Source organism: Lacticaseibacillus hulanensis (assembly GCF_004010095.1).
Classification (GTDB): Bacteria; Bacillota; Bacilli; order Lactobacillales; family Lactobacillaceae; genus Lacticaseibacillus; species Lacticaseibacillus hulanensis.
Map to the genome: position 1 here is coordinate 87,739 of NZ_RRYD01000004.1, position 18,552 is coordinate 106,290.

The following is an 18,552-nucleotide window of genomic DNA, read 5'->3' on the forward strand; positions in this document are numbered from 1 at the left end:
TTATTTCACTTTGCAAACACCCTAGGATTAGCTACACTATACAGGATAGTGTTTTTAAAGGCGTCGGTTTGTGGCGCAGTTGAAATATATTTTGCACCAGCAAAGGAGAACTCTCGTGCCAGCAGAAATTGATAATAACCAGCTCGTACAACGTTACATGAAGTTGCAGGCGGCTCACCGTCCATACTTCTTGGCCGTTAAGGAATACATTGATATTCAGATTGGCAAACTATACAAGCACCTTGAAACTAGTTTCCAAGACACCGTCAGCTTGTCCATTATGGATGCCATTGAGTACGCTGAAGCGAAGGGCGAAAAGTTGCCACTCAACATCAACGCAACGCTCGCAACGCAAAACTACATTTACAAAGTGCTTGATAACCTGGGAATTCTGATCGAAGGTAATCATGCGGCCCGCGATATTGTTATTGGCAAGCTGAACTTTGAAAACCGTGCACGGTACATCTAAATAGATAGTTGCAGCTAACAAAAAACAGCATTTCCGATTTATTGCGGAAATGCTGTTTTTTCGCGTTCAGCGGTTGAATTGCTGGACGAACCGGCTAATGGCGCCAGTTAATTTTGGCTAAAATGCGGCGGCCCAGGAACTCTTGGAGCAGGAGGTACACTGGGACCGTCGATACCGCCAGCGGGGCGTACAGGAGGAACCAACGCCAATCCCATAGGTTAACCAGGGAGAACAGCGGGTTGACGACGAAAAACACGCCAAAGAGGGCGACACCGACAATGACGACCATTCCGAATTTGTAGCGGTTAAATGGCCGGGATACGCGGAACAGAACGTTGTACGAGACGCACCCAATCATGAACACAACGAGTGTGCCCGTCGTGTTGAACGGAATGTGCCATAGATATTCGAGCCAGGTCAGGCCAAGTGTGTAGAGCACAATGGCCAGTGATGCCGGTGCGGCGTAAGTCATAACCTTTTGCAGGAATTGGCCGGTAACCCGGGCGAAGTTGGGTTCAAGTGTCAGGAAAAACGATGGAATTGCAACGGCCACGGCTGACACGGGGGTCAAATAAATTGGCACAATTGGGTAGTCCATGTTCAAGAAGATGAAGATGGCAGCCAGCGCAGCGGAGTACATGGTCTTAATTAAGTAGAGTGACGCCACGGATTCGATGTTGTTAATGACCCGCCGTCCCTCATTGAGGACACCGGTCATTGCGTCGAAATTCGAATCGAGTAGAACAAAATCGGCGATGGCACTTGCCGCGTCCGCCCCGCTGGCCATTGCGATGGAGCAGTCGGCTTGGCGCATTGCGAGCACATCATTAACCCCATCCCCAGTCATCGCGACGGTGTGGTTATCTTCCTGGTACGCGGCAATTAGCGAGCGCTTCTGCTCGGGGGTCACGCGCCCGAAGACGGTGTAATCGCGCATGAGGGCGTGGAAATCGGCGTTTGCAGGGATTGTGGCCATGTTCACGTACCGGTCCGCACCGGCAATCTGGGCCTGGCGCGCAACGTTGGCGACGGTGACGGGGTTATCCCCGGAAATCACCTTGAGATCAACATCCTGCTTGGCAAAAAAGCCCAGCGTTTCGATTGCTGTTGGCCGTAATTCATCAGCAATGGTAATTAGGCCAAACAGTTCGGGGTCTGGCAGCGGGTTGGTAAGGCCGGCAGACTTGCCGACCACAAGCACGCGCAGCCCCTTTTGCGCAGCGTTCTTGACGATTGCCGCCGCGGCGGTGGGCAGACCGTTTGGAAAAGTGAATTCTGGTGCCCCGATGAAGTAGCTGTTGCCGTCGCTGAAACTGGCCCCAGACCATTTGCGCGCCGAGCTAAACGGTACGGTTTCGGTCGTTGTCCAAAATTTGGGTTGTGGCATGGCGGCCTTAATTGCGAGTGCGGTCTCATTGTCATCGTTCAGCGCGTAGATAATCGCTGCGGCAACCTGGTCAACCTCCGCTTTTGTGTGCGTACTGGTTGCGATTGTGTCGATGAGCTTGAGCTTGCCACTCGTGATGGTACCAGTTTTATCGAGGCAAATCGTGTCAACTCGAGCAAGTGCCTCGATGGCGGTGAGGGAGCGCACGAGCACGCGCTTCTTAGCAAGGTGCAGGCTAGAAACTGCGAGGGCGACGTTTGTCAGCAGCACCAGCCCTTCTGGAATCATCCCAATGACCGCGGCGCTGGTGGTGAGAATGGCGCGGTTGTAGTCACCGCGGCGGAACATGGAGACGGCAAACAGGGCAACACCAAGGGGGATGAGAATCCATGTGAGTACCTGAATTATCCGGTTAATCGTGGCGAGAAGCTGGCTAGTGCTTTCCCTTTCGGATTTTGCCTCCAGCGCCAGTTTGGCGGCGAAGGTTTGGTTACCGACGTGGGTGACGCGCATCTCTGAGTTACCGGCGACGACGAAGCTACCGGAAAGCAATTGGTCGCCGGGGGCCTTAGTAATCGCGTTCGGTTCACCAGTTAACGGGCTTTCGTCGATTTCAACGTGTGTGTCTACGATTACTGTCCCGTCGACGCTGATTTGGTCACCGCGGCGAATGAGGACAACATCATCGACCACAATCTGGTCTTGGGGAATTGTGGCTTCTTTGCCATCTCGGCGCACACGTGCTTTTGCCTGATTTAAGATTGTGAGGGAATCAAGCTGGCGTTTTGCGCGGATTTCTTGGAAGGTCCCAATTGCGGTGTTGACGATGGCCACGCCAAGGAAAAGCAGGTTGGTGTAGCTGCCGGTCGTGAAAATAAGGGCACCTAACACCACATTAACGAGGTTGAAGAGGGTGAAGGTATTGCCGGCGATAATCTGGCTAACTGAGCGTGTCAGTGGGGTCATGGTTGTGTTAACCGCTCCGGCTTGAACACGCTGAGTGACTGCCGCGGCGGTTAAGCCCTGATTTTTTGTGGTCGCCATGTGCATACCTCCTTAACTAAGTGTAATCTGAGATGATTGTTGTTACCTTCATTTTACTGGTTTGGCGGGGTAAATGGGTGGCAGGGACAATATTTTAGGCTAAATCTTAAGGGTACTGGGATCAAAGCAACTTGTCTGGCGTACGGTGCTGCGCAATAATGGGAACAATACATAATTTGGAGATGATTTTTTGCCCAAAACAAAGAAAAACGGCACCCGCTTCGTGACCCTCAGCAACGGATATCACATATGGACGCAGACAACTGGCAGTGGTGACATTCAGTTGTTGACGCTGCACGGTGGCCCCGGTGGCACGAATGAGGTGTTCGAGAACTTTGGCGAGAAGCTCGCGCAATACGGGGTCAGCGTTAGTCGCTACGATCAGCTCGGTTCTTGGTTCTCCGATCAACCGGATTTCACGGACCCAGAAAACCGGAAAAAATTCCTTAACATCGATTACTATCTGGATGAGGTTGAAGAAGTCCGGCAACAACTTGGCCTAGACAATTTCTTCCTGCTCGGTCAGTCGTGGGGCGGGGTTTTGGCAATCGAATACGCGCTGAAGTATGGCCAGCATCTGCGCGGCCTGATATTAAGCTCGATGATTGATAACCTCGATGAATATATCGACAACATCAACGCAATTCGTGAATCGATGTTTAGCGCTGAAGAGGTAGCGTTCATGCAGCAATGTGAAGCTGAGCACAACTTCAGTGACCCGCATTACGTTGAACTAGTCGCACAACTGGGTGAAAATTACCTGCACCATGCCAGTGACCCGCAGCCAAAACACTTAATTTCAACCATGGCCACACCCGTATACAATTATTTTCAGGGTGACAACGAGTTCGTGATGGTTGGGGCCTTGAAGGATTGGGATCGACGCGGCGACCTTAAGAACATCACGGTGCCAACCTACTTGACCTTTGGCGGCCACGAGACAATGCCGCTAACGGCCGCACGGCGCATGGCAAGCGAGTTGCCTAACAGCCGCTTGCACATCACGCCAAATGCTGGTCATGGGCAGATGCTTGATAATCCGGATGATTATTTTGCCAACTTGGGTGCATTTTTGACTGATGTGACGAACGGTAACCCGCTGTAGGAGGAAGTAGTTTATGCCAGTAACATTCACCAGACCGGGGACGCCAGCCGACGTCCCGGCAATTATGCAAATCATCGCTGAAGCAAGGGCGTTTCTTGCTAGCCAGAAAATTGATCAGTGGCAGGGGGCTTATCCAGACGAGGCTGCCGTGCGAGCGGATATTGAGGCGGGCACAAACCGCGTCTTAATTCTGGATAAAAAGGTCGTCGGCATTGCCAGCTTGATTGCGGGACCGGATCCCTTTTATGGGTTCATTGAGGGTGACGGTTGGTCGGCAGATGTCGATTATTATGCGATTCACCGTTTTGCCATTGGTGATGCGGGTCGCGGATTGCACCTGAGTCGACCGTTCCTGACGGCGCTGCTCAGTGAGCTGTATGGGCGCAACGTCCGTAACGTCCGCGTTGATACACATCCAGACAATAAAATCATGCAGCACGTGGTCACGAGCAATGGCTTTGAATACGCTGGTGTGGTTTATCTAGACGAACCCGTACCGGAACGTTTTGCGTACGAGTTGCCCTTAAACTAAACCAGAAGTGACATGTGTTTAGACAAAAATCCCGCGTAATTCGACATTGCGCGGGATTTTTTGTGTAAAGTTAAAGCTGGCGATATTCAATTAGATAGTTTTCTTCCTGTGATTAACTAGCATCAACAAGTTGCAAAGTATAACATGGCTTTATTGGTGATTACTTTTGCTGATCATTGAGCTTTGCCGGTTCTAGGTAATCGGCATCAATTGTTGCTAGCAGCTGACGCAACGTTTCGACTTTGTCCGCACCAACAGCATCAACAAACTGTTCAAAAAATTCGCTAACGGTTGCGGTGATTTCGCGTTCAATGCGAGCGCCCACAGTCGTCAATTTTAAAATGTGCCGGCGTCGATCATTTTCAGCAGTGGTTTGGCTGATGTAATCTAAGTTACGTAGCGTCCGTAATTGACGTGCGATTGCGGGCTTAGTCACGCCGCGCAGTCGCACGATGTCAGTCAAATTGCTGACCCGGTTAGTGGCGATGTCGCGGAGTATTTGGTACTGCTCAAAGGATACTTGATACGTGGCCATGGATGCCTGAAGGGTCAGGTTGAGGTCCTTCATTGTCTTGAAGTACACATCGATGAATGCATTCATCAGCTCGTTGGTTTCCATTTTTAAGGCCTCCTAGTCTGGTAATCGAACATTATGCTTCTAATTGTACAATAGCTAGAACGAAAAATGTTGGTTTTCGCCCACAGTTGTGCAAATAAATTAAATATTGAGCAAGTGAGGTAATTTTATTTTGAAATTATGGTTCCATAAACACCGCGGATTAGTTGCCGTTGTTGCTTCTTTCGTGGTTATTCTAAGTGTAGCGTACGTGGGTGCATGTGAGTATTTCTACCGCGTCGCCTTCATTCCTAGTGAAAAGAGTTTTCTTAGTACAAAGCAAAGTGCCAGCGAAAAAGCTGCGCGTGCCTGGTTGAAGCGGGTAAACCACAGCGTGTGGCACGAACGCGCTGTGGGCAAGCCGTCGTGGCAATTAAAGGCCTGGTATGTGCCAGCGGCCAAGGCCACAGATAAAACGATTGTTGTGGCGCACGGCTACATGAATACTCACGAAGACATGGCCGAATATATCCGGATGTTTCATGAAGCGGGTTACAACGTTCTGGCTCCAGATGATCGGGGACACGGTGCTTCTGCCGGGAATTACGTGGGCTATGGTTGGGCTGATAGGCGCGATTACCTGCAGTGGATTAAGCAAGTGGTACGGCAAAACGGACAAAACAGTAAGATAGGGCTATTTGGTGTGTCGATGGGTGGTGCGACGGTCATGTACCTATCGGGGATGGATTTACCGAAACAAGTTCGTTCGATTATTGAAGATTGTGGGTACACCAGCGTCGATGATGAACTGTCCTACCAAGCTAGCAGCATGTACAACCTGCCCCGTTGGCCACTTGTGCCGGGGGTTTTGGCCCTGGCTAAATTCCATACGGGTGTGAACTATGCGGCCGCTAGCAGCACACAGTCCCTGGCCAAAAATAAGCTACCGACCTTGTTTATTCATGGCGCGGCTGACAAGTTCGTCCCAACCAAGATGGTGCGGCAAAACTACAAGGCGAGTGCAGGGGTAAAGCAGCTTTGGATTGTTCCCGGCGCCGGCCATGCAGCTAGTTACGGTAAATACCCAAAAGCATATCGGCAACGGGTGCTTAAGTTTATGGGCCAGCACCTATAAACTCTTCGCACGCAACTAAAGTTTAGAAAATCATCCTAACTGATTGGCTAAATTATCTCTATCGAAATAAAATCATAATATTTGAGCAAAAATCATGACAGATATTACGACGGTTTGGAAAAAATTAAATAATTTCGCGCAGAATTCGGTAGTTGCGTGAATGGTGTTTTACTTTAAGTAACAATATTATTCAACAATTGCAGGGTACTTACGCTGTCCGGCAGCGTGAGCTCTTGGTGAAGGTGTACCAGTAGGGGGAGGCTCCGCGTTGTGGGGTTTGGCCTCCGGTTCCGGGCTGGGCCTCGGGTGCGCTTCGCCGTGGTCGCTGTGGCGGTCGTCTGGAGCCGGAAAAGCGCCGTCTCCAGACTAAAAATTTAGCTTTGCATCGTCGCGGCCTGAACCTAACTCGTACGATGCTTGGCATGTAATCGCATGTTCTATCTCGTACCCAAAATCCTGAATGCTCCTCAATGCAAATCTAAATTTTTCCCACAAAGAAAAGGAGTGTGCCAACCGCAAAAACCGCGGTCGTCACACCTCTTTTCTTTGTTGCCACGGCTGGGCGGCACACCCGAGGCCCAGCCCGGACCCTCCGGCCAAACCCCACAACGCTCCGCTGCATAAGTAGTCAACAGTTCGGTCATTTCCGGATGCTGAACAGTGTTAGACTAGCCGCTCGAATGTGCTGTGTTTTTCCCTATGTAAAAGCCCCGGTGAAATTTTCTTTTTACCACGATGTAGCGACTGGGTGGGGTCGGTGCGTGTGTAGTGCGGCTGGGATTTTCCTGTGAAAGCTATGGTGAGAGAAGACCGATGCGGGTTTTGCATCGGGCTTCTCCACACCATAGCCGGCAAAAATTAAGACCCGTCAGGAAGAACAAAGCTTCTCCAGCAGATCATAACAACACGTATTAGGCTCGTAACCCCAAAAAGCAGATGCGGGGCTGAATTTTTAGGTTGAAGACCCCGCTTTTGGGGCTTCAACCGGCCGCACGGAAAATCCCAGCCGCACGGAACGCGCACCGGCCCCGCCCAGTCGCGGCCCCTATACCACTGCGTAACTACGACCACCGAAAGGACTCACGCTGCCGGACAACGATAAGTGACATCTGGAACCTTGTGGCGTGCGGATTTGCCACATACAATGTCGCTAAGAAGTTGTGACGGCACGCGTCACGAAAGAGATGGAGGATATGGATGAAAACTGCAATTGTTACCGACAGTTCCGCGTACCTTAGTCCCGAAGAGGCAAAAGCATTGGATGTGACGGTGGTGCCGCTGACCGTTATTTTTGGCGATGAAGAACAATTCGAAAACGAAACGATTACCAGTGACGATTTCTACACGCGTATGCGAACCGAGACAATCTTACCGACGACAGCACAAGCGCCATTGTTCCGCCTAGATGAGGAGTATCGGCGGCTGGCTGCGGAAGGTTACGATGTGGTGCTTTCAATCCATCTTAGTGCCGCGTTAAGCGGGATGGTCGATAGTTTACGTGGGTTTGTGGCGGATTACGAGCCAATTAAGGTGATTGTGGTTGATTCACAATCAATTTCGGCCGGCCTTGGTTATCAGGTGAAGTTGGCGCGTCGCCTGCTCGAGGCCGGGTTGACCCCCAGCGAAATCATCCCCGTGCTTGAACGGTTCAACCGTGACGTGTATGTCTGGTTCGTTGTTGACGATTTGAAGCATTTGCTGCGGACGGGTCGAATCAGTGGTTCAACTGCTTTTCTCGGTAATCTGCTCGCCATCAAGCCAATTTTGAGCCTGAGCGAGGGGAAAATAGAGCCTGTTGGTAAAGAGCGGACAGCGCGGCGGGCAATTGGCAAGATAGGCAATAACGTAATTGCGGCGGCCGAAAAGATTGAAGGGCCAGTTCGGTTTGGTGTAATCGACGCTAATGCGCCCGAAGCGGTTCGCGCGCTGCAAACGCAAATTCAAAAGGCGATGCCCGAGTCACCAATGGACCGTGGCACAATTGGCCCAGCGGTTGGCGTACACACCGGCGAAGGGGTAGTGGGCGCCTTTGTTGCACCAGACTGGCAGACGTACACCCTTTAACGCGCAGCTTAATGTATTCACGAAACAACAAAAAGATCAATTGAGTCCATCGTTCTGGACCCAATTGATCTTTTTAGTAACTATTCGTCTTCTTCGTCTTCATCGACGGTCGGTACTTCTGGACCAACCGTGACCTTGAACCACGTTACGAATCCGCGTTCAACCGTGTCCGCTTCGAAAATATAGCGGCCGAGGTGAACGACATCGTGTTCCTTGAGGTCGGGATGGTCTTCGAGAATTGCACCACCCACGGTAATGATATCGGCGTCGTCAAAGTCCTCCCAGTCGGTGTGGAAGAAACGTTCGAAATCATACAGGGTAGTTTTCCCACTGACCTTGTAAACATTCTTGTCCTTGGTGCCGATAATGTATTCGTCTGAGACATCATCGATTTCATCCTTGACGGTCCCGAATAGTTCTTCGTAAATATCCTTATCGGTGACAATGCCGGATGTCCCACCGTATTCATCGGAAACAACGACCATTGGGGCTTGGCTCTTAATCATTTGTTGGAGAATATCGTGGATTGGTGTGCTTTCGGGTACCGTGACAATGGAACGAATAATCTTGGAGACCCGGATGGAATCGTCGACGCGAGACTGGCGGACAAGGTCGTACACATACACGTAGCCGAGAATTTTGTCCTTATCCCCATTAGCGACAACTGGAAAACGGCTGTAACCTTCTTCAAGGTACATGCGCAGGACGTCCTTGACGGTAGCGGTGATGTCCACTACATCAAGACGGGTCCGATCGACCATTACGTCGCGGGCAGTCTTATCGTTGAGGTCAAATGCGCGCTCCATGTAGACCACGTCGTTTTCTTCCATGTCCCCGGTTGTTACCGCGGTTTTACTCAGGTTAAGAATTTCGGCCTGAGAAAATGCTTCATTACCCTCGTCAGCAGGTTTAATGCCAATGAGACGCAGGAAGCCGACTGAAGAAACGTTTAGGAACCAAACAAATGGATAAAAGATGACGTGGAAGTAATGTAGCGGGGTCACAACAAAGAGCAATACCTTGGTTGAGTAATCAATGGCAATGTTCTTTGGTACAATTTCCGTCAGTACCACTTCGATGTAAGTCAGGATGATAATCCCAAGAACGGCACCAATCATGTGCAGACCGCCACCGGGAAGTTGTAGGTGCACTAACCCGAGCATTTCAACGAGCAGGTATTCGACAACTTCCTCACCAATCCACCCAATAATCAGCCCCGCAACGGAAACCCCAATTTGAGTAGTTGATAGATATTCATTTAGGTTATGCACCATTTTCAGAGCAGTTTTAATTTTGCCCCGCTTCCGGCCAGAAGAGGTGTCTAACAGTTCCTCGAGCGCGCTTGGGCGACTTTGCACCAGCGCGAACTCACTTGCCACAAAGAATGCGGCAAAAAGGAAGGTAACGACCATCACCAAAAGACTAGAGGCGACTTGGCCACTATCCATAGTATTTATTCCCCATTTCACTTTTTACTAGAATGCCTCAATTTTATCATCAATGATGGGTAAACACAAAATGCAAATACGTTTTGGCCATATATCCAGTAAATCAAGGCGCTTAAATTTTCATCAAGTTGTCGTGTTGTCGACGGGGCACTGATTCGTGGTATTCTAAGAGCAGCAAACTATAGAGACGGAGACTATGTATGATTATTGATGTGATGCAACACAACGCGGAGTTTGGGCTTAGTTCTATCAGCCAGTGGGCAGAAGAACGTGACATTGAGTTGCGTGTTCACCGTTTGGATCAAGACGAAGATATCAGGGCACTAAATCCAGCCGACATGGATGGACTTGTATTGCTCGGCGGATTTGCCAGCGTAAACGACGAAGAAACATGGCTTGCGGCAGAACGCATTTTTATCCGCAGTCTGGATAAGTTGGGGCGGCCCGTGTTTGGGATTGGCTTAGGGGCCGAGCAAATTGTTCGCGCATTTGGCTCACCAGTCTTTGCCGGTAAAGCAGAAATCGGTTTTGGCAAGGTGAAGTCGATTGAAGACGATACTGAGTTCACCGCACTTCACTGCCACGATGAATACATGTCCGAACTGCCAGGGGCAACCACGTTGTTTACCAATGCACAGACGCAAAATCAAGGCTTTCGGTATCACGCACACATTATGGGGGTGCAGTTCCACCTGGAAGTACAGCCAGATGAGGTGCAGGCTGTGGCAGCTGAAAGAGGCGTTCAAGTTAATGATTCAGGTGTCGATTACGAGTCAATGCATGAACGTCTCGCGGGGATGCTCACATCAACATTTCTGGCATAGCATTCCATTCTCAGGCTCACGCTGTCCGGCAGCGTCAGCGTGGTTGCTGAGGTAGACCAGTGGGGGCTCCGCGTTGCGGGGTTTGGCCTCCGGGTCCGGGCTGGGCCTCGGGTGTGCTTCGCCGTGGTCGCTGTGGCGGTCGTCTGGAGCCGGAAAAGCCCCGTCTCCAGACTAAAAATTTAGCTTTGCATCGTCGCAGTTAGTATTAGGTGTGTATGATACTTAGCATGTTGACGCTCGTTTCCTCCTGTAACCTAGACCTGACAGCTCCTCACACAAATCTAAATTTTTCCCACAAGAATAGAGGCTGTGCCAACCGCAAAAACCGCGGTCGTCACAACCTCTATTCTTGTTGCCACAGCTGGGCGGCACACCCGAGGCCCAGCCCGGACCCTCCGGCCAAACCCCACAACGCTCCGCTTGGTAGTATGCGGCATTTCAGTTACCCCCGTGTTACTAGACGACATAACATCCATGGAGCGTGACGGATTCTGGTACGACAGTTATCTTTGTTTTATGTGGTGCCATCGTAAGATTTATATTTTAACCAACGCTGTAGCGACTGAGCGGGGTCGGTGCGCGTGTAGTGCGGCTGGGATTTTCCTGTGAAAGCTATGGTGAGAGAAGCCCGATGCGGGCTTTGCATCGGGCTTCTCCACACCATAGCCGGCAAAAATTAAGACCCGCTAGGAGAACAAGGTTTCCCAGCAGGTCTTAGCAATACGTATTAAGTTTGTAATCCGAAGAGCGGGCATGCGGGGCTCAATTTTTAGGTTGAAGACCCGGTTTTTGGGGCTTCAACCGGCCGCACGGAAAATCCCAGCCGCACGGAACGCGCACCGGCCCCGCCCAGGCGCGGCCCCTATACCACTGCGTAACTACTACCACCAAAAGGACTGATGCTGCCGGACAGCGAATGTTATTGGCGCTTGTACAGCCGGCGCCGGTACATGACGATTGCGACGTTGCCGCTAGCCAGGACGGTTGCGGGGCTAGCGTGCCAGCTACCTGGCTTGAGGTCGGTGACGTGCACGGCCTGCTGCAGGACGGATAGTGCCTCGGGTTGACCGCTGATAGCGAGTGTACCATGTCCGCGCCGCAGTAGCCGCGGAATGGTTGCGAGGTGCATTGCGTCGCTAGGTGAGACGTTGGCGGCCACAATGATGTCGAACTGGCCCCCAATGTCGTTCCAATAGTCGCTTGGCATCAGGCGGTACCGCAGCCGTGCGGAGCCGGCTTGTTTACGCGCCTGAGTAATGAGCTCGGCATCGGCGTCAATCCCGGTGGCACCGATTGCGCCCTTGGCTAGTACTTGGCGGCAGAGCCAACCGTTGCCGCAGTTGAGTACGAGGACATTTTTTCCGGCGAAATCGGGTAAAAGGTGCATGAATTGTTGCCACTGCGGACTAGCTGTTTCACCTCTAGCCTGGCGCATGTCAGCACCAGCCATAGTCGGATAAATATTGTTGGCCATGGATTGCACACTTTCTAATTAATCAACAAAAAGCAGTTGGTATTCTTGCTTGCTTAAATCAAGGTTGACGCTAACGTGCCGGTTGAGATCGGTGACCAAATCGCGTGCGGCTTCCATCTTGGCCTCGAAAGTGTACATTTGGTTCTTGGCCGCGAATAATTTGAAATTGTAGTTTTCGGTGATAAAGGCCGCGTCAGCAACATACTTTAAATTATTCTGGTCGTGGCGGCTGCCCGGCTTAAGCACGCTGTCGATGTAGTGGTATAACTCACTGGGCGTGAAGTGTAGAGGCTGGTTTAAGAAGGTTTTGATGGTAAAACTCGGTGCATCATCAACCATTGAGCTATTGATGGTTACTTGAGTTAGTGCTTGATAAAGTTTCATGAAACAGGCTTCCTTTCGTAAATCAAGCCAGATAAAGGCGCTTTAGGTCTGCGACTTGGGCGTCAGTCAAATCTAGTGCTTCACTTAAATAGTTGGTCATTGATCCGTAGTGCTTATTAATGGTGGCGAGGGCACTATCCAAGTAGTCCGCCTTAACCGTCCACAAGTCGTGCACGCTGCTCTCGATGTTCTCACTTGCGTTGCTTGCCGGGATGCTGGCCATGACTTCGGCAAGTGGCGTTTTAATATAATTATTGGTGGTCAGATAATCATTCCTGATGATGTCTTTATCGACCCCAAGTGCCGACAGGAGGTACACTGCGCCCATGCCGGTCCGGTCCTTACCCGCAGAGCAGTGGAAGAGAAGTGCGGAGTGATTGCCATTATTACTGAGGAGTAGGTCGAAAAATTTGCGGTAGGATTTCTGCGCGGTTGGCAGCAGGACGATATCCGCGTACGTGTGGACCATGTTCTTGTACCCGCTCAGTGGGTCAGCGGCAAAGTCTTGCTGGCGTTCCTCCCAGCTACGACTGACTTGCGTTTCGTCGTAGGGAAAAATGGGCAAGAAATGGTAACTTGCGCCCGTCGGAACACGATCAGGTGCCTCGTGTTGTTCGTCGGGCGAGCGAAAATCAACGTCGTACCGCACACCGTAATCGCTTAGAAACTGCACATCGCGGTCTGAAAGCAAATCAAGTTTACCCGACCGAATAAGGCGGTGACGCTTAATTGTTTGCCCAGATTTGGTCTGGTAACCACCTAAGTCGCGGAAGTTAAACCCGTGGTGAATGTTTAATAGCGTTGGCTCCAAATTGTTGACCTCACTTTGTTAAGGATTCTTTCTTAATAATAGCACAGACACATACAAGTAGCCGCTGGTGAAAAGATGCACAAAAATTGGGAATACTGATTAAGCCGATTGGTTGAGGCGCGCAAGCGGTAGGTGGCGTGTGAAAATAGAGGTGTAAAAAAGAGTAGGGTCCGTCCGCCCTACTCTAAATCACATATTTACTTTGATGACTATTCAACATCCTTCTTGGAAAGGAGAATTCCGGAGATGAATGCAGCAAACAAGTTCTTATCGCTTGCGGGAATGAGCTTACCGTTGTAGCTCAGTTCTGTTTCAGGTGCAATAATGTCTTCAACGCGAATGGCGTTAGCGGTGCTTGCTTCTGCGGGTGCTTCCTTAGAAGCGTACTTATCTGGGTAGGCCAATGCCAGAAGTTCTAGTGGGTCCATGTCGTAGTACTCAGCGAGCTTGCGAACGGAGCGTTCGGATGGAACGTTCTGTTCGTTTTCCCATTTGGTAAAACTTGCTGGTGAAGTGTGCGTTGCCTTAGCAACTTCAACGATTGATTCGCCACGGTTCTTGCGAATACGACGGAGAGCTGAACCAATAGTGTTTTCCATGTTCATGATGCACCACATTTCTTATTATTTTTGTTTATCTATAATGTACCCACTTGCACTCTAAAATGCAAACAATAACTGCAAAAAAGTTCATTGATTAGGAAGTTTTTTATCGAACAGGCGGTATTATAGGGTGCAAGCAGTTATGCGAATGTATACAATCAGTTGGGGATGTGACGATATTGCGTTTTCCAAGCAATCGACACCGCTTACACTTGTTTTTTGGGGCCGAGGGACGTATCCTTAAATAAACAGGACGAACTGATTGCCGTAAAATATTGGCAGATTAGCCGCCCCAGTTAAAACAGATGTAAGGGAGTTGACCTGGTATGGAACAAGAATACGAACGTTTGCTAGTCCCTGTTGATGGTTCCGAAGAAGCAGAGCTTGCTTTTAAGAAGGCCATCAAGGTCGCAATTGCGAACCACGCACGCCTTGATATTCTGAACGTGCTCGACACGAAGCAGTTTATCGGCAGTTATGGGGGCATGATTTCTGGAGATGCAATCTACCAGTTGACCCAGGACTCCCAGGAATATCTGGAACGCTTGCAGCAGGAAGCAAAGGATGCAGGAGTTTCCGAGGTAGCAATCCATGTACGTTTTGGGAATCCGAAGAACGTCATCGCAACCGACTTCCCGCACGAATACCACACAGATCTGATTATGATTGGGTCCACGGGGCTCAATGCGGTGGAACGGTTGCTTGTCGGTAGCGTAACTGAGTACGTTAACCGCACGGCGCCGTGTGATGTGTTGATTGTTAAAACCAAATAGAAGCTAAAGCGGACAAGTGTGGCGGAGTAAGCCGGTGCATTTGTCCGCTTTTTTGTCTTGAGCGGTAAAACGGGTCTTTTGTGCGTAATGTATAATGTAGGACTAAAATTGTTGGGGGTGCGACATGAACGACACAATTCCGGGTACGACCGCGGCCTATTGGGCGAATCAAAACGAGACGTTACGCAACTATTATTGTGATGACTGGGGCAAGGCAAAACACGATGACCGGGAGATTTTTGAACTGCTGGTGTTGGAAATCTTTTCATCAGGGCTCAATTGGTTAATGATGCTGAATAAGCGTGCCAATTTTGCGCGGGCGTTTGCAGATTACGACATCACCAAAATCGCAGCGATGAATGATGATGATATTGCACGATTACTGGGAGATACAACTATCGTGCGGAATAAGAGCAAGATAATGGCGGCGATTACCAATGCACAGGCGGTTTTGCAAGTTCAAGATGAGTTTGGCTCTTTTGCCGCATACGTATGGTCATTTACGAATGGTGAACAGTTGGTCAACGCGCCAACGAATGAAGCTGACATTCCGACGCAAACCGAATTATCGGCCACGGTTGCAAAAGATATGAAAAAGCGTGGCTTTCGGTTCGTTGGCCCCGTAATCGTTTATAATTTTCTGCAGGCGGTTGGTGTTATTGACGACCACATTGTGGCAGCACAGTAATTTACTTCGCAACTCTTCCGTCAATTTGGCCGAGCGAGACTGATTAACTCTGGTCGTGTAACGCTCTATTTGTCATTAACAGTGCGCGTGTTACAATAATTAGCGATAAGATACGGCGTCCTTTGCTGACGCCAGCGATAAGCGGGAGGATATAATGGACGAATTCAGTGTCAGCACTTTGGCCGATTGGCTTGAAGAACACACAAGTGCTTTGCTTGACAAGACGGAACTGCTAGACCTTAAACCAGTTTATGCGGCAATTGATTACCTTGGCGTCTTGAAGAACCCGGCTGCTTCCTACCCAGAAATGGGTCAGGAAACATACCTGCGCTCAGAATCAGATAAGAAGTTGAGTTTGCTAGACGAGAAGAAGCGCCTCAGTGAGCTCGATGACCGGATTATGGTCAACCATGTCGACGGCTCCGTGACAAATGATGAAATCAATTTCAAGTACAACCACGATACCCCCGTCGTTGATGGTGAGTACCACGCGCGTAAGGACCTTGAAATCCTGAAGTTTGGCCTTGAAGTGATTGGTGCAGTTAGCACGACTGGTCACGATGGTACCATTCGTGAAGCATTATCGAGTGATGCCGTTTTGAGTTTGGTACTGGCAGCAAACGCCTTCTATGACTGGCAGCTTAAGTAGGAATATTAATGTGCAGGTAACGCAAAGCAGACCCAAACTTGGTCTGGCTTGCGTTGCCTGTTTTTTGTTAGCTATCATTGCATCGCTGAAGGTGAAGTGCTTTGGCTTAGCTGCAGAGGACATGTTCATTGAGAAGATTTAAAAAATAGCTAGAAAGCGCACATGAAGGTAATGTAAGCTGTTACAATTACATTATTGATTAAAAGCGTTCAATATTGAAGAGGGGGAAATTGCCATGCGGATGGTGGATTTAATTGCACGGAAACGAGACCGGGGCGAGCTGACCAAAGAGGAAATTAACTGGATGATTGGGGAATACGTTGCCGAGCGGATTCCGGACTACCAGATGAGCGCACTCCTGATGGCAATCTACTTTAATGGAATGACCAACACGGAGATGGCGGCTTTTGCCGATGCAATGCTGCATTCGGGGGCAGTCCTAGATTTAAGCGCAATTGATGGGGTGAAGATTGACAAGCATAGTACCGGTGGCATTGGCGATAAAATCAGCCTGATTTTGGCGCCGGTGATGGGTGCACTTGGGGTGAGCGTGCCGATGATTAGTGGCCGGGGGCTCGGATTTACCGGTGGCACGCTAGATAAGCTGGAAGCCATTCCTGGATTCAACGTTGAAATGACGACGGACAATTTTATCAAGCAGGTGAAGGAACACCACATCGCAATCATTGCGGCGAATAAAGAAGTGGCGCCGGCCGATTGCAAACTGTACGCGTTGCGGGATGTGACGGCAACAGTTGAATCCATTCCGCTTATCGCCAGCTCAATCATGAGCAAAAAAATCAGCTCAGGCATCAATGCACTGGTTCTTGACGTGAAGACGGGTTCCGGGGCGTTCATGCAGAAGGAAGAAGACGCCCGCGCCCTGGCGAAGGCGTTAGTCGCAATTGGTAGTGCGCACGGGGTGAAGACTAGAGCACTGATTACTGACATGAGCCAGCCGCTTGGGGTCACAATTGGTAATAGTCTGGAAGTGGCAGAAACCATCGCGGTGTTGAACAATCGTGGGCCGAAAGATGTTCACGATTTGACCGTCATCTTGGCGAGTCACATGTTGGTGATGGCCGGTAAGACGGATAGTATCGAGGCGGCCGCAAGTTTGGCCAGTGATGTTCTGCGTGACGGCCGGGCAAAACGCGCATTCAAGCAACTAATTGCCGATCAGGGCGGGGATGCTAGCGTTGTTGACCAGCCACAAAAGCTGCCGCGCGCAAAGTATCGCATTCACGTTAAAGCAGAAGCAGGCGGGTACGTCACGGCGATTAACGCCAAGGAACTGGGGCTTGTTAGCATGCAACTTGGCGGCGGCCGTAAGCAGGCGGGTGACGCGCTGGATCATTCAGTGGGGCTTGTTCTCCACAAAAAAGTTGGGACCCCAGTAACGAGCGGTGATACGCTTGCGACCATTCACAGCAATACCAAGCAAATCGACGCGCTAGTACGGGACGCGCGCAACGCGTTTGCGATTGGTGCGGAGGCGCCCGAAAAGAAGCCGTTAATTATTGATGTGCTCGAACCTGATAAATAAAAGCCTGCAACAATCACGTCAGTCAGTGTGATTTAATCGAACTTTTTCCGCGTGAAATATTAAAAAAAGGATAAAGGCGGTTGCACAGAAAACGGTTCCGTGATATGCTTTAGACAAGGTAAAGGAAGCGCTACCAGCGAGATGGCGGCGGGTCCTCTCAAACCGCACCACAAGCGTTTCCGGAGATGCTTGTGTGTGTTATCACCGGTGATAGTCGACAGTTGTTAGTTGCATTTAGCATTACAGTAAGCATAGCCACAAGTTTCTAGTAGCAGGTACCAGATGATTTGGTTTTAGATGATTTAGTACGAGTTAATAGAGCACCGTAATTACCGACAGAGTTCACGTAAGTTCGAACAGTTTCACCGTGAGTAGGCAAGAATTACGATGTGTGGTCAGTGAGAAGGTAATTGCAACGAATAAGCCCGTCCTGAGTGTGAGTAGCAGGACGGAGTGTAAAAGCGTATCGAGTGCATAGAAACGAATTCGAAACAGAAGGGATTTGATTCCGGTGCCACAAGATAAATTGTTCAGAACCTGATGAACACGCTTGAAAGGAGCAGATTGCCGTTAACGTAACGCGTAAATCCCTCCATTGCATCACAGAGGGAGCACGAAGATTGCTCCGCAGTGAGGTAACCAATTTTTAGGACTAAACCCAATGGTAGTCAAACATGACCATGTTATATGGTAATGGTAGTCACGGTCGGAGTTTAGAAACACACAGTTGAATATGTTGAGTTAGAGGTGTAAGCATTAAGCTACTAAAGATAGTGCCAGCCATCACGCAAGCGACTTTACCGTAGAATCCAGGAATTGAGAGGCCTGGATTCTTTTTAGTTACACTAAGCGCTTTAGCGCATAGTGTAACTTAACGCGTAGGGCGGAGCCCGCAGCTGCTTCCACCCAAAGCGCTTTAGCACATAGTGTAACTTAACGCGTAGGGCGGAGCCCGCAGCTGCTTCCACCCAAAGCGCTTTAGCGCATAGTGTAACTTAACGCGTAGGGCGGAGCCCGCAGCTGCTTCCACCCAAAGCGCTTTAGCGCATAGTGTAACTTAA

The 18,552-nt window shown here is 50.0% G+C and carries 17 protein-coding genes; 10 read left to right on the top strand and 7 right to left on the bottom strand.

Annotation, left to right across the window (positions count from 1 at the left end; genetic code table 11):
• The first annotated feature begins 115 nt into the window (after window positions 1–115).
• Window positions 116–469, top strand: coding sequence for a hypothetical protein (locus EKN00_RS01960; protein ID WP_127848463.1), 354 nt, complete (start codon window positions 116–118; stop codon window positions 467–469).
• 94 nt (window positions 470–563) lie between these two features.
• Here EKN00_RS01960 and EKN00_RS01965 read toward each other — a convergent pair whose 3' ends face one another.
• On the bottom strand, window positions 564–2,906 hold the full coding sequence (locus tag EKN00_RS01965; RefSeq protein ID WP_421825367.1) for a cation-translocating P-type ATPase: 2,343 nt from the start codon (window positions 2,904–2,906) through the stop codon (window positions 564–566).
• A 184-nt stretch (window positions 2,907–3,090) separates the two neighbouring features.
• Between EKN00_RS01965 and EKN00_RS01970 the strand changes: the two genes are divergently transcribed.
• Both EKN00_RS01970 and EKN00_RS01975 read left to right on the top strand, forming a co-directional pair.
• Window positions 3,091–4,005, top strand: a complete 915-nt coding sequence (locus tag EKN00_RS01970; protein WP_127848465.1) for a proline iminopeptidase-family hydrolase — start codon at window positions 3,091–3,093, stop codon at window positions 4,003–4,005.
• Between the two features lie 13 nt (window positions 4,006–4,018).
• Window positions 4,019–4,537 (top strand): GNAT family N-acetyltransferase, encoded by a 519-nt coding sequence (locus EKN00_RS01975; protein WP_127848466.1) that lies wholly within the window; start codon window positions 4,019–4,021, stop codon window positions 4,535–4,537.
• A gap of 160 nt (window positions 4,538–4,697) precedes the next feature.
• Here the strand turns inward: EKN00_RS01975 and EKN00_RS01980 are convergent, their stop codons facing one another.
• Window positions 4,698–5,156 (bottom strand): MarR family winged helix-turn-helix transcriptional regulator, encoded by a 459-nt coding sequence (locus tag EKN00_RS01980; protein ID WP_127848467.1) that lies wholly within the window; start codon window positions 5,154–5,156, stop codon window positions 4,698–4,700.
• A gap of 130 nt (window positions 5,157–5,286) precedes the next feature.
• On the opposite strand from EKN00_RS01980, the gene EKN00_RS01985 reads away from it, so the two are divergent.
• On the top strand, window positions 5,287–6,228 hold the full coding sequence (locus EKN00_RS01985) for an alpha/beta hydrolase (protein ID WP_127848468.1): 942 nt from the start codon (window positions 5,287–5,289) through the stop codon (window positions 6,226–6,228).
• A 1,197-nt stretch (window positions 6,229–7,425) separates the two neighbouring features.
• Window positions 7,426–8,292: a DegV family protein gene (locus EKN00_RS01990; RefSeq protein WP_127848469.1), complete on the top strand. Its 867-nt coding sequence runs from the start codon at window positions 7,426–7,428 to the stop codon at window positions 8,290–8,292.
• A gap of 80 nt (window positions 8,293–8,372) precedes the next feature.
• Here the strand turns inward: EKN00_RS01990 and EKN00_RS01995 are convergent, their stop codons facing one another.
• The gene (locus EKN00_RS01995; protein ID WP_127848470.1) at window positions 8,373–9,740 is read right to left on the bottom strand and encodes a hemolysin family protein; all 1,368 of its coding nucleotides are present in this window, start codon (window positions 9,738–9,740) and stop codon (window positions 8,373–8,375) included.
• 200 nt (window positions 9,741–9,940) lie between these two features.
• Between EKN00_RS01995 and EKN00_RS02000 the strand changes: the two genes are divergently transcribed.
• Window positions 9,941–10,564: a type 1 glutamine amidotransferase gene (locus tag EKN00_RS02000; protein WP_127848471.1), complete on the top strand. Its 624-nt coding sequence runs from the start codon at window positions 9,941–9,943 to the stop codon at window positions 10,562–10,564.
• Window positions 10,565–11,483: 919 nt separating this feature from the next.
• Here EKN00_RS02000 and EKN00_RS02005 read toward each other — a convergent pair.
• From EKN00_RS02005 to EKN00_RS02020, 4 genes are all read right to left on the bottom strand, one after another.
• Window positions 11,484–12,038 (bottom strand): class I SAM-dependent methyltransferase, encoded by a 555-nt coding sequence (locus EKN00_RS02005; RefSeq protein WP_127848472.1) that lies wholly within the window; start codon window positions 12,036–12,038, stop codon window positions 11,484–11,486.
• A gap of 18 nt (window positions 12,039–12,056) precedes the next feature.
• Window positions 12,057–12,422 (bottom strand): hypothetical protein, encoded by a 366-nt coding sequence (locus tag EKN00_RS02010; protein ID WP_127848473.1) that lies wholly within the window; start codon window positions 12,420–12,422, stop codon window positions 12,057–12,059.
• 22 nt (window positions 12,423–12,444) lie between these two features.
• Window positions 12,445–13,233 (bottom strand): tyrosine-protein phosphatase, encoded by a 789-nt coding sequence (locus EKN00_RS02015; RefSeq protein WP_127848474.1) that lies wholly within the window; start codon window positions 13,231–13,233, stop codon window positions 12,445–12,447.
• A gap of 209 nt (window positions 13,234–13,442) precedes the next feature.
• Entirely contained in the window at window positions 13,443–13,832 is a 390-nt protein-coding gene (locus EKN00_RS02020) for a helix-turn-helix domain-containing protein (protein WP_127848475.1), read from the bottom strand.
• A 329-nt stretch (window positions 13,833–14,161) separates the two neighbouring features.
• Here EKN00_RS02020 and EKN00_RS02025 point away from each other — a divergent pair, with 329 nt between their 5' ends.
• The 4 genes from EKN00_RS02025 (at window position 14,162) to EKN00_RS02040 (ending at window position 17,491) form a co-directional block, all read left to right on the top strand.
• Window positions 14,162–14,608, top strand: a complete 447-nt coding sequence (locus EKN00_RS02025; protein ID WP_127848476.1) for a universal stress protein — start codon at window positions 14,162–14,164, stop codon at window positions 14,606–14,608.
• 124 nt (window positions 14,609–14,732) lie between these two features.
• The gene (locus EKN00_RS02030) at window positions 14,733–15,296 is read left to right on the top strand and encodes a DNA-3-methyladenine glycosylase I (protein ID WP_127848477.1); all 564 of its coding nucleotides are present in this window, start codon (window positions 14,733–14,735) and stop codon (window positions 15,294–15,296) included.
• 154 nt (window positions 15,297–15,450) lie between these two features.
• Entirely contained in the window at window positions 15,451–15,945 is a 495-nt protein-coding gene (locus EKN00_RS02035; RefSeq protein ID WP_127848478.1) for a hypothetical protein, read from the top strand.
• Window positions 15,946–16,180: 235 nt separating this feature from the next.
• Window positions 16,181–17,491: a pyrimidine-nucleoside phosphorylase gene (locus EKN00_RS02040; RefSeq protein ID WP_127848479.1), complete on the top strand. Its 1,311-nt coding sequence runs from the start codon at window positions 16,181–16,183 to the stop codon at window positions 17,489–17,491.
• Window positions 17,492–18,552 lie beyond the last annotated feature (1,061 nt).

Coding starts and splice junctions, on each gene's coding strand:
- EKN00_RS01965 (WP_421825367.1), bottom strand. CDS start 2,906: ATGCACATGGCGACCACAAAAAATCAGGGCTTAACCGCCGCGGCAGTC.
- EKN00_RS01975 (WP_127848466.1), top strand. CDS start 4,019: ATGCCAGTAACATTCACCAGACCGGGGACGCCAGCCGACGTCCCGGCA.
- EKN00_RS01980 (WP_127848467.1), bottom strand. CDS start 5,156: ATGGAAACCAACGAGCTGATGAATGCATTCATCGATGTGTACTTCAAG.
- EKN00_RS01990 (WP_127848469.1), top strand. CDS start 7,426: ATGAAAACTGCAATTGTTACCGACAGTTCCGCGTACCTTAGTCCCGAA.
- EKN00_RS01995 (WP_127848470.1), bottom strand. CDS start 9,740: ATGGATAGTGGCCAAGTCGCCTCTAGTCTTTTGGTGATGGTCGTTACC.
- EKN00_RS02000 (WP_127848471.1), top strand. CDS start 9,941: ATGATTATTGATGTGATGCAACACAACGCGGAGTTTGGGCTTAGTTCT.
- EKN00_RS02005 (WP_127848472.1), bottom strand. CDS start 12,038: ATGGCCAACAATATTTATCCGACTATGGCTGGTGCTGACATGCGCCAG.
- EKN00_RS02010 (WP_127848473.1), bottom strand. CDS start 12,422: ATGAAACTTTATCAAGCACTAACTCAAGTAACCATCAATAGCTCAATG.
- EKN00_RS02020 (WP_127848475.1), bottom strand. CDS start 13,832: ATGGAAAACACTATTGGTTCAGCTCTCCGTCGTATTCGCAAGAACCGT.
- EKN00_RS02025 (WP_127848476.1), top strand. CDS start 14,162: ATGGAACAAGAATACGAACGTTTGCTAGTCCCTGTTGATGGTTCCGAA.
- EKN00_RS02030 (WP_127848477.1), top strand. CDS start 14,733: ATGAACGACACAATTCCGGGTACGACCGCGGCCTATTGGGCGAATCAA.
- EKN00_RS02035 (WP_127848478.1), top strand. CDS start 15,451: ATGGACGAATTCAGTGTCAGCACTTTGGCCGATTGGCTTGAAGAACAC.
- EKN00_RS02040 (WP_127848479.1), top strand. CDS start 16,181: ATGCGGATGGTGGATTTAATTGCACGGAAACGAGACCGGGGCGAGCTG.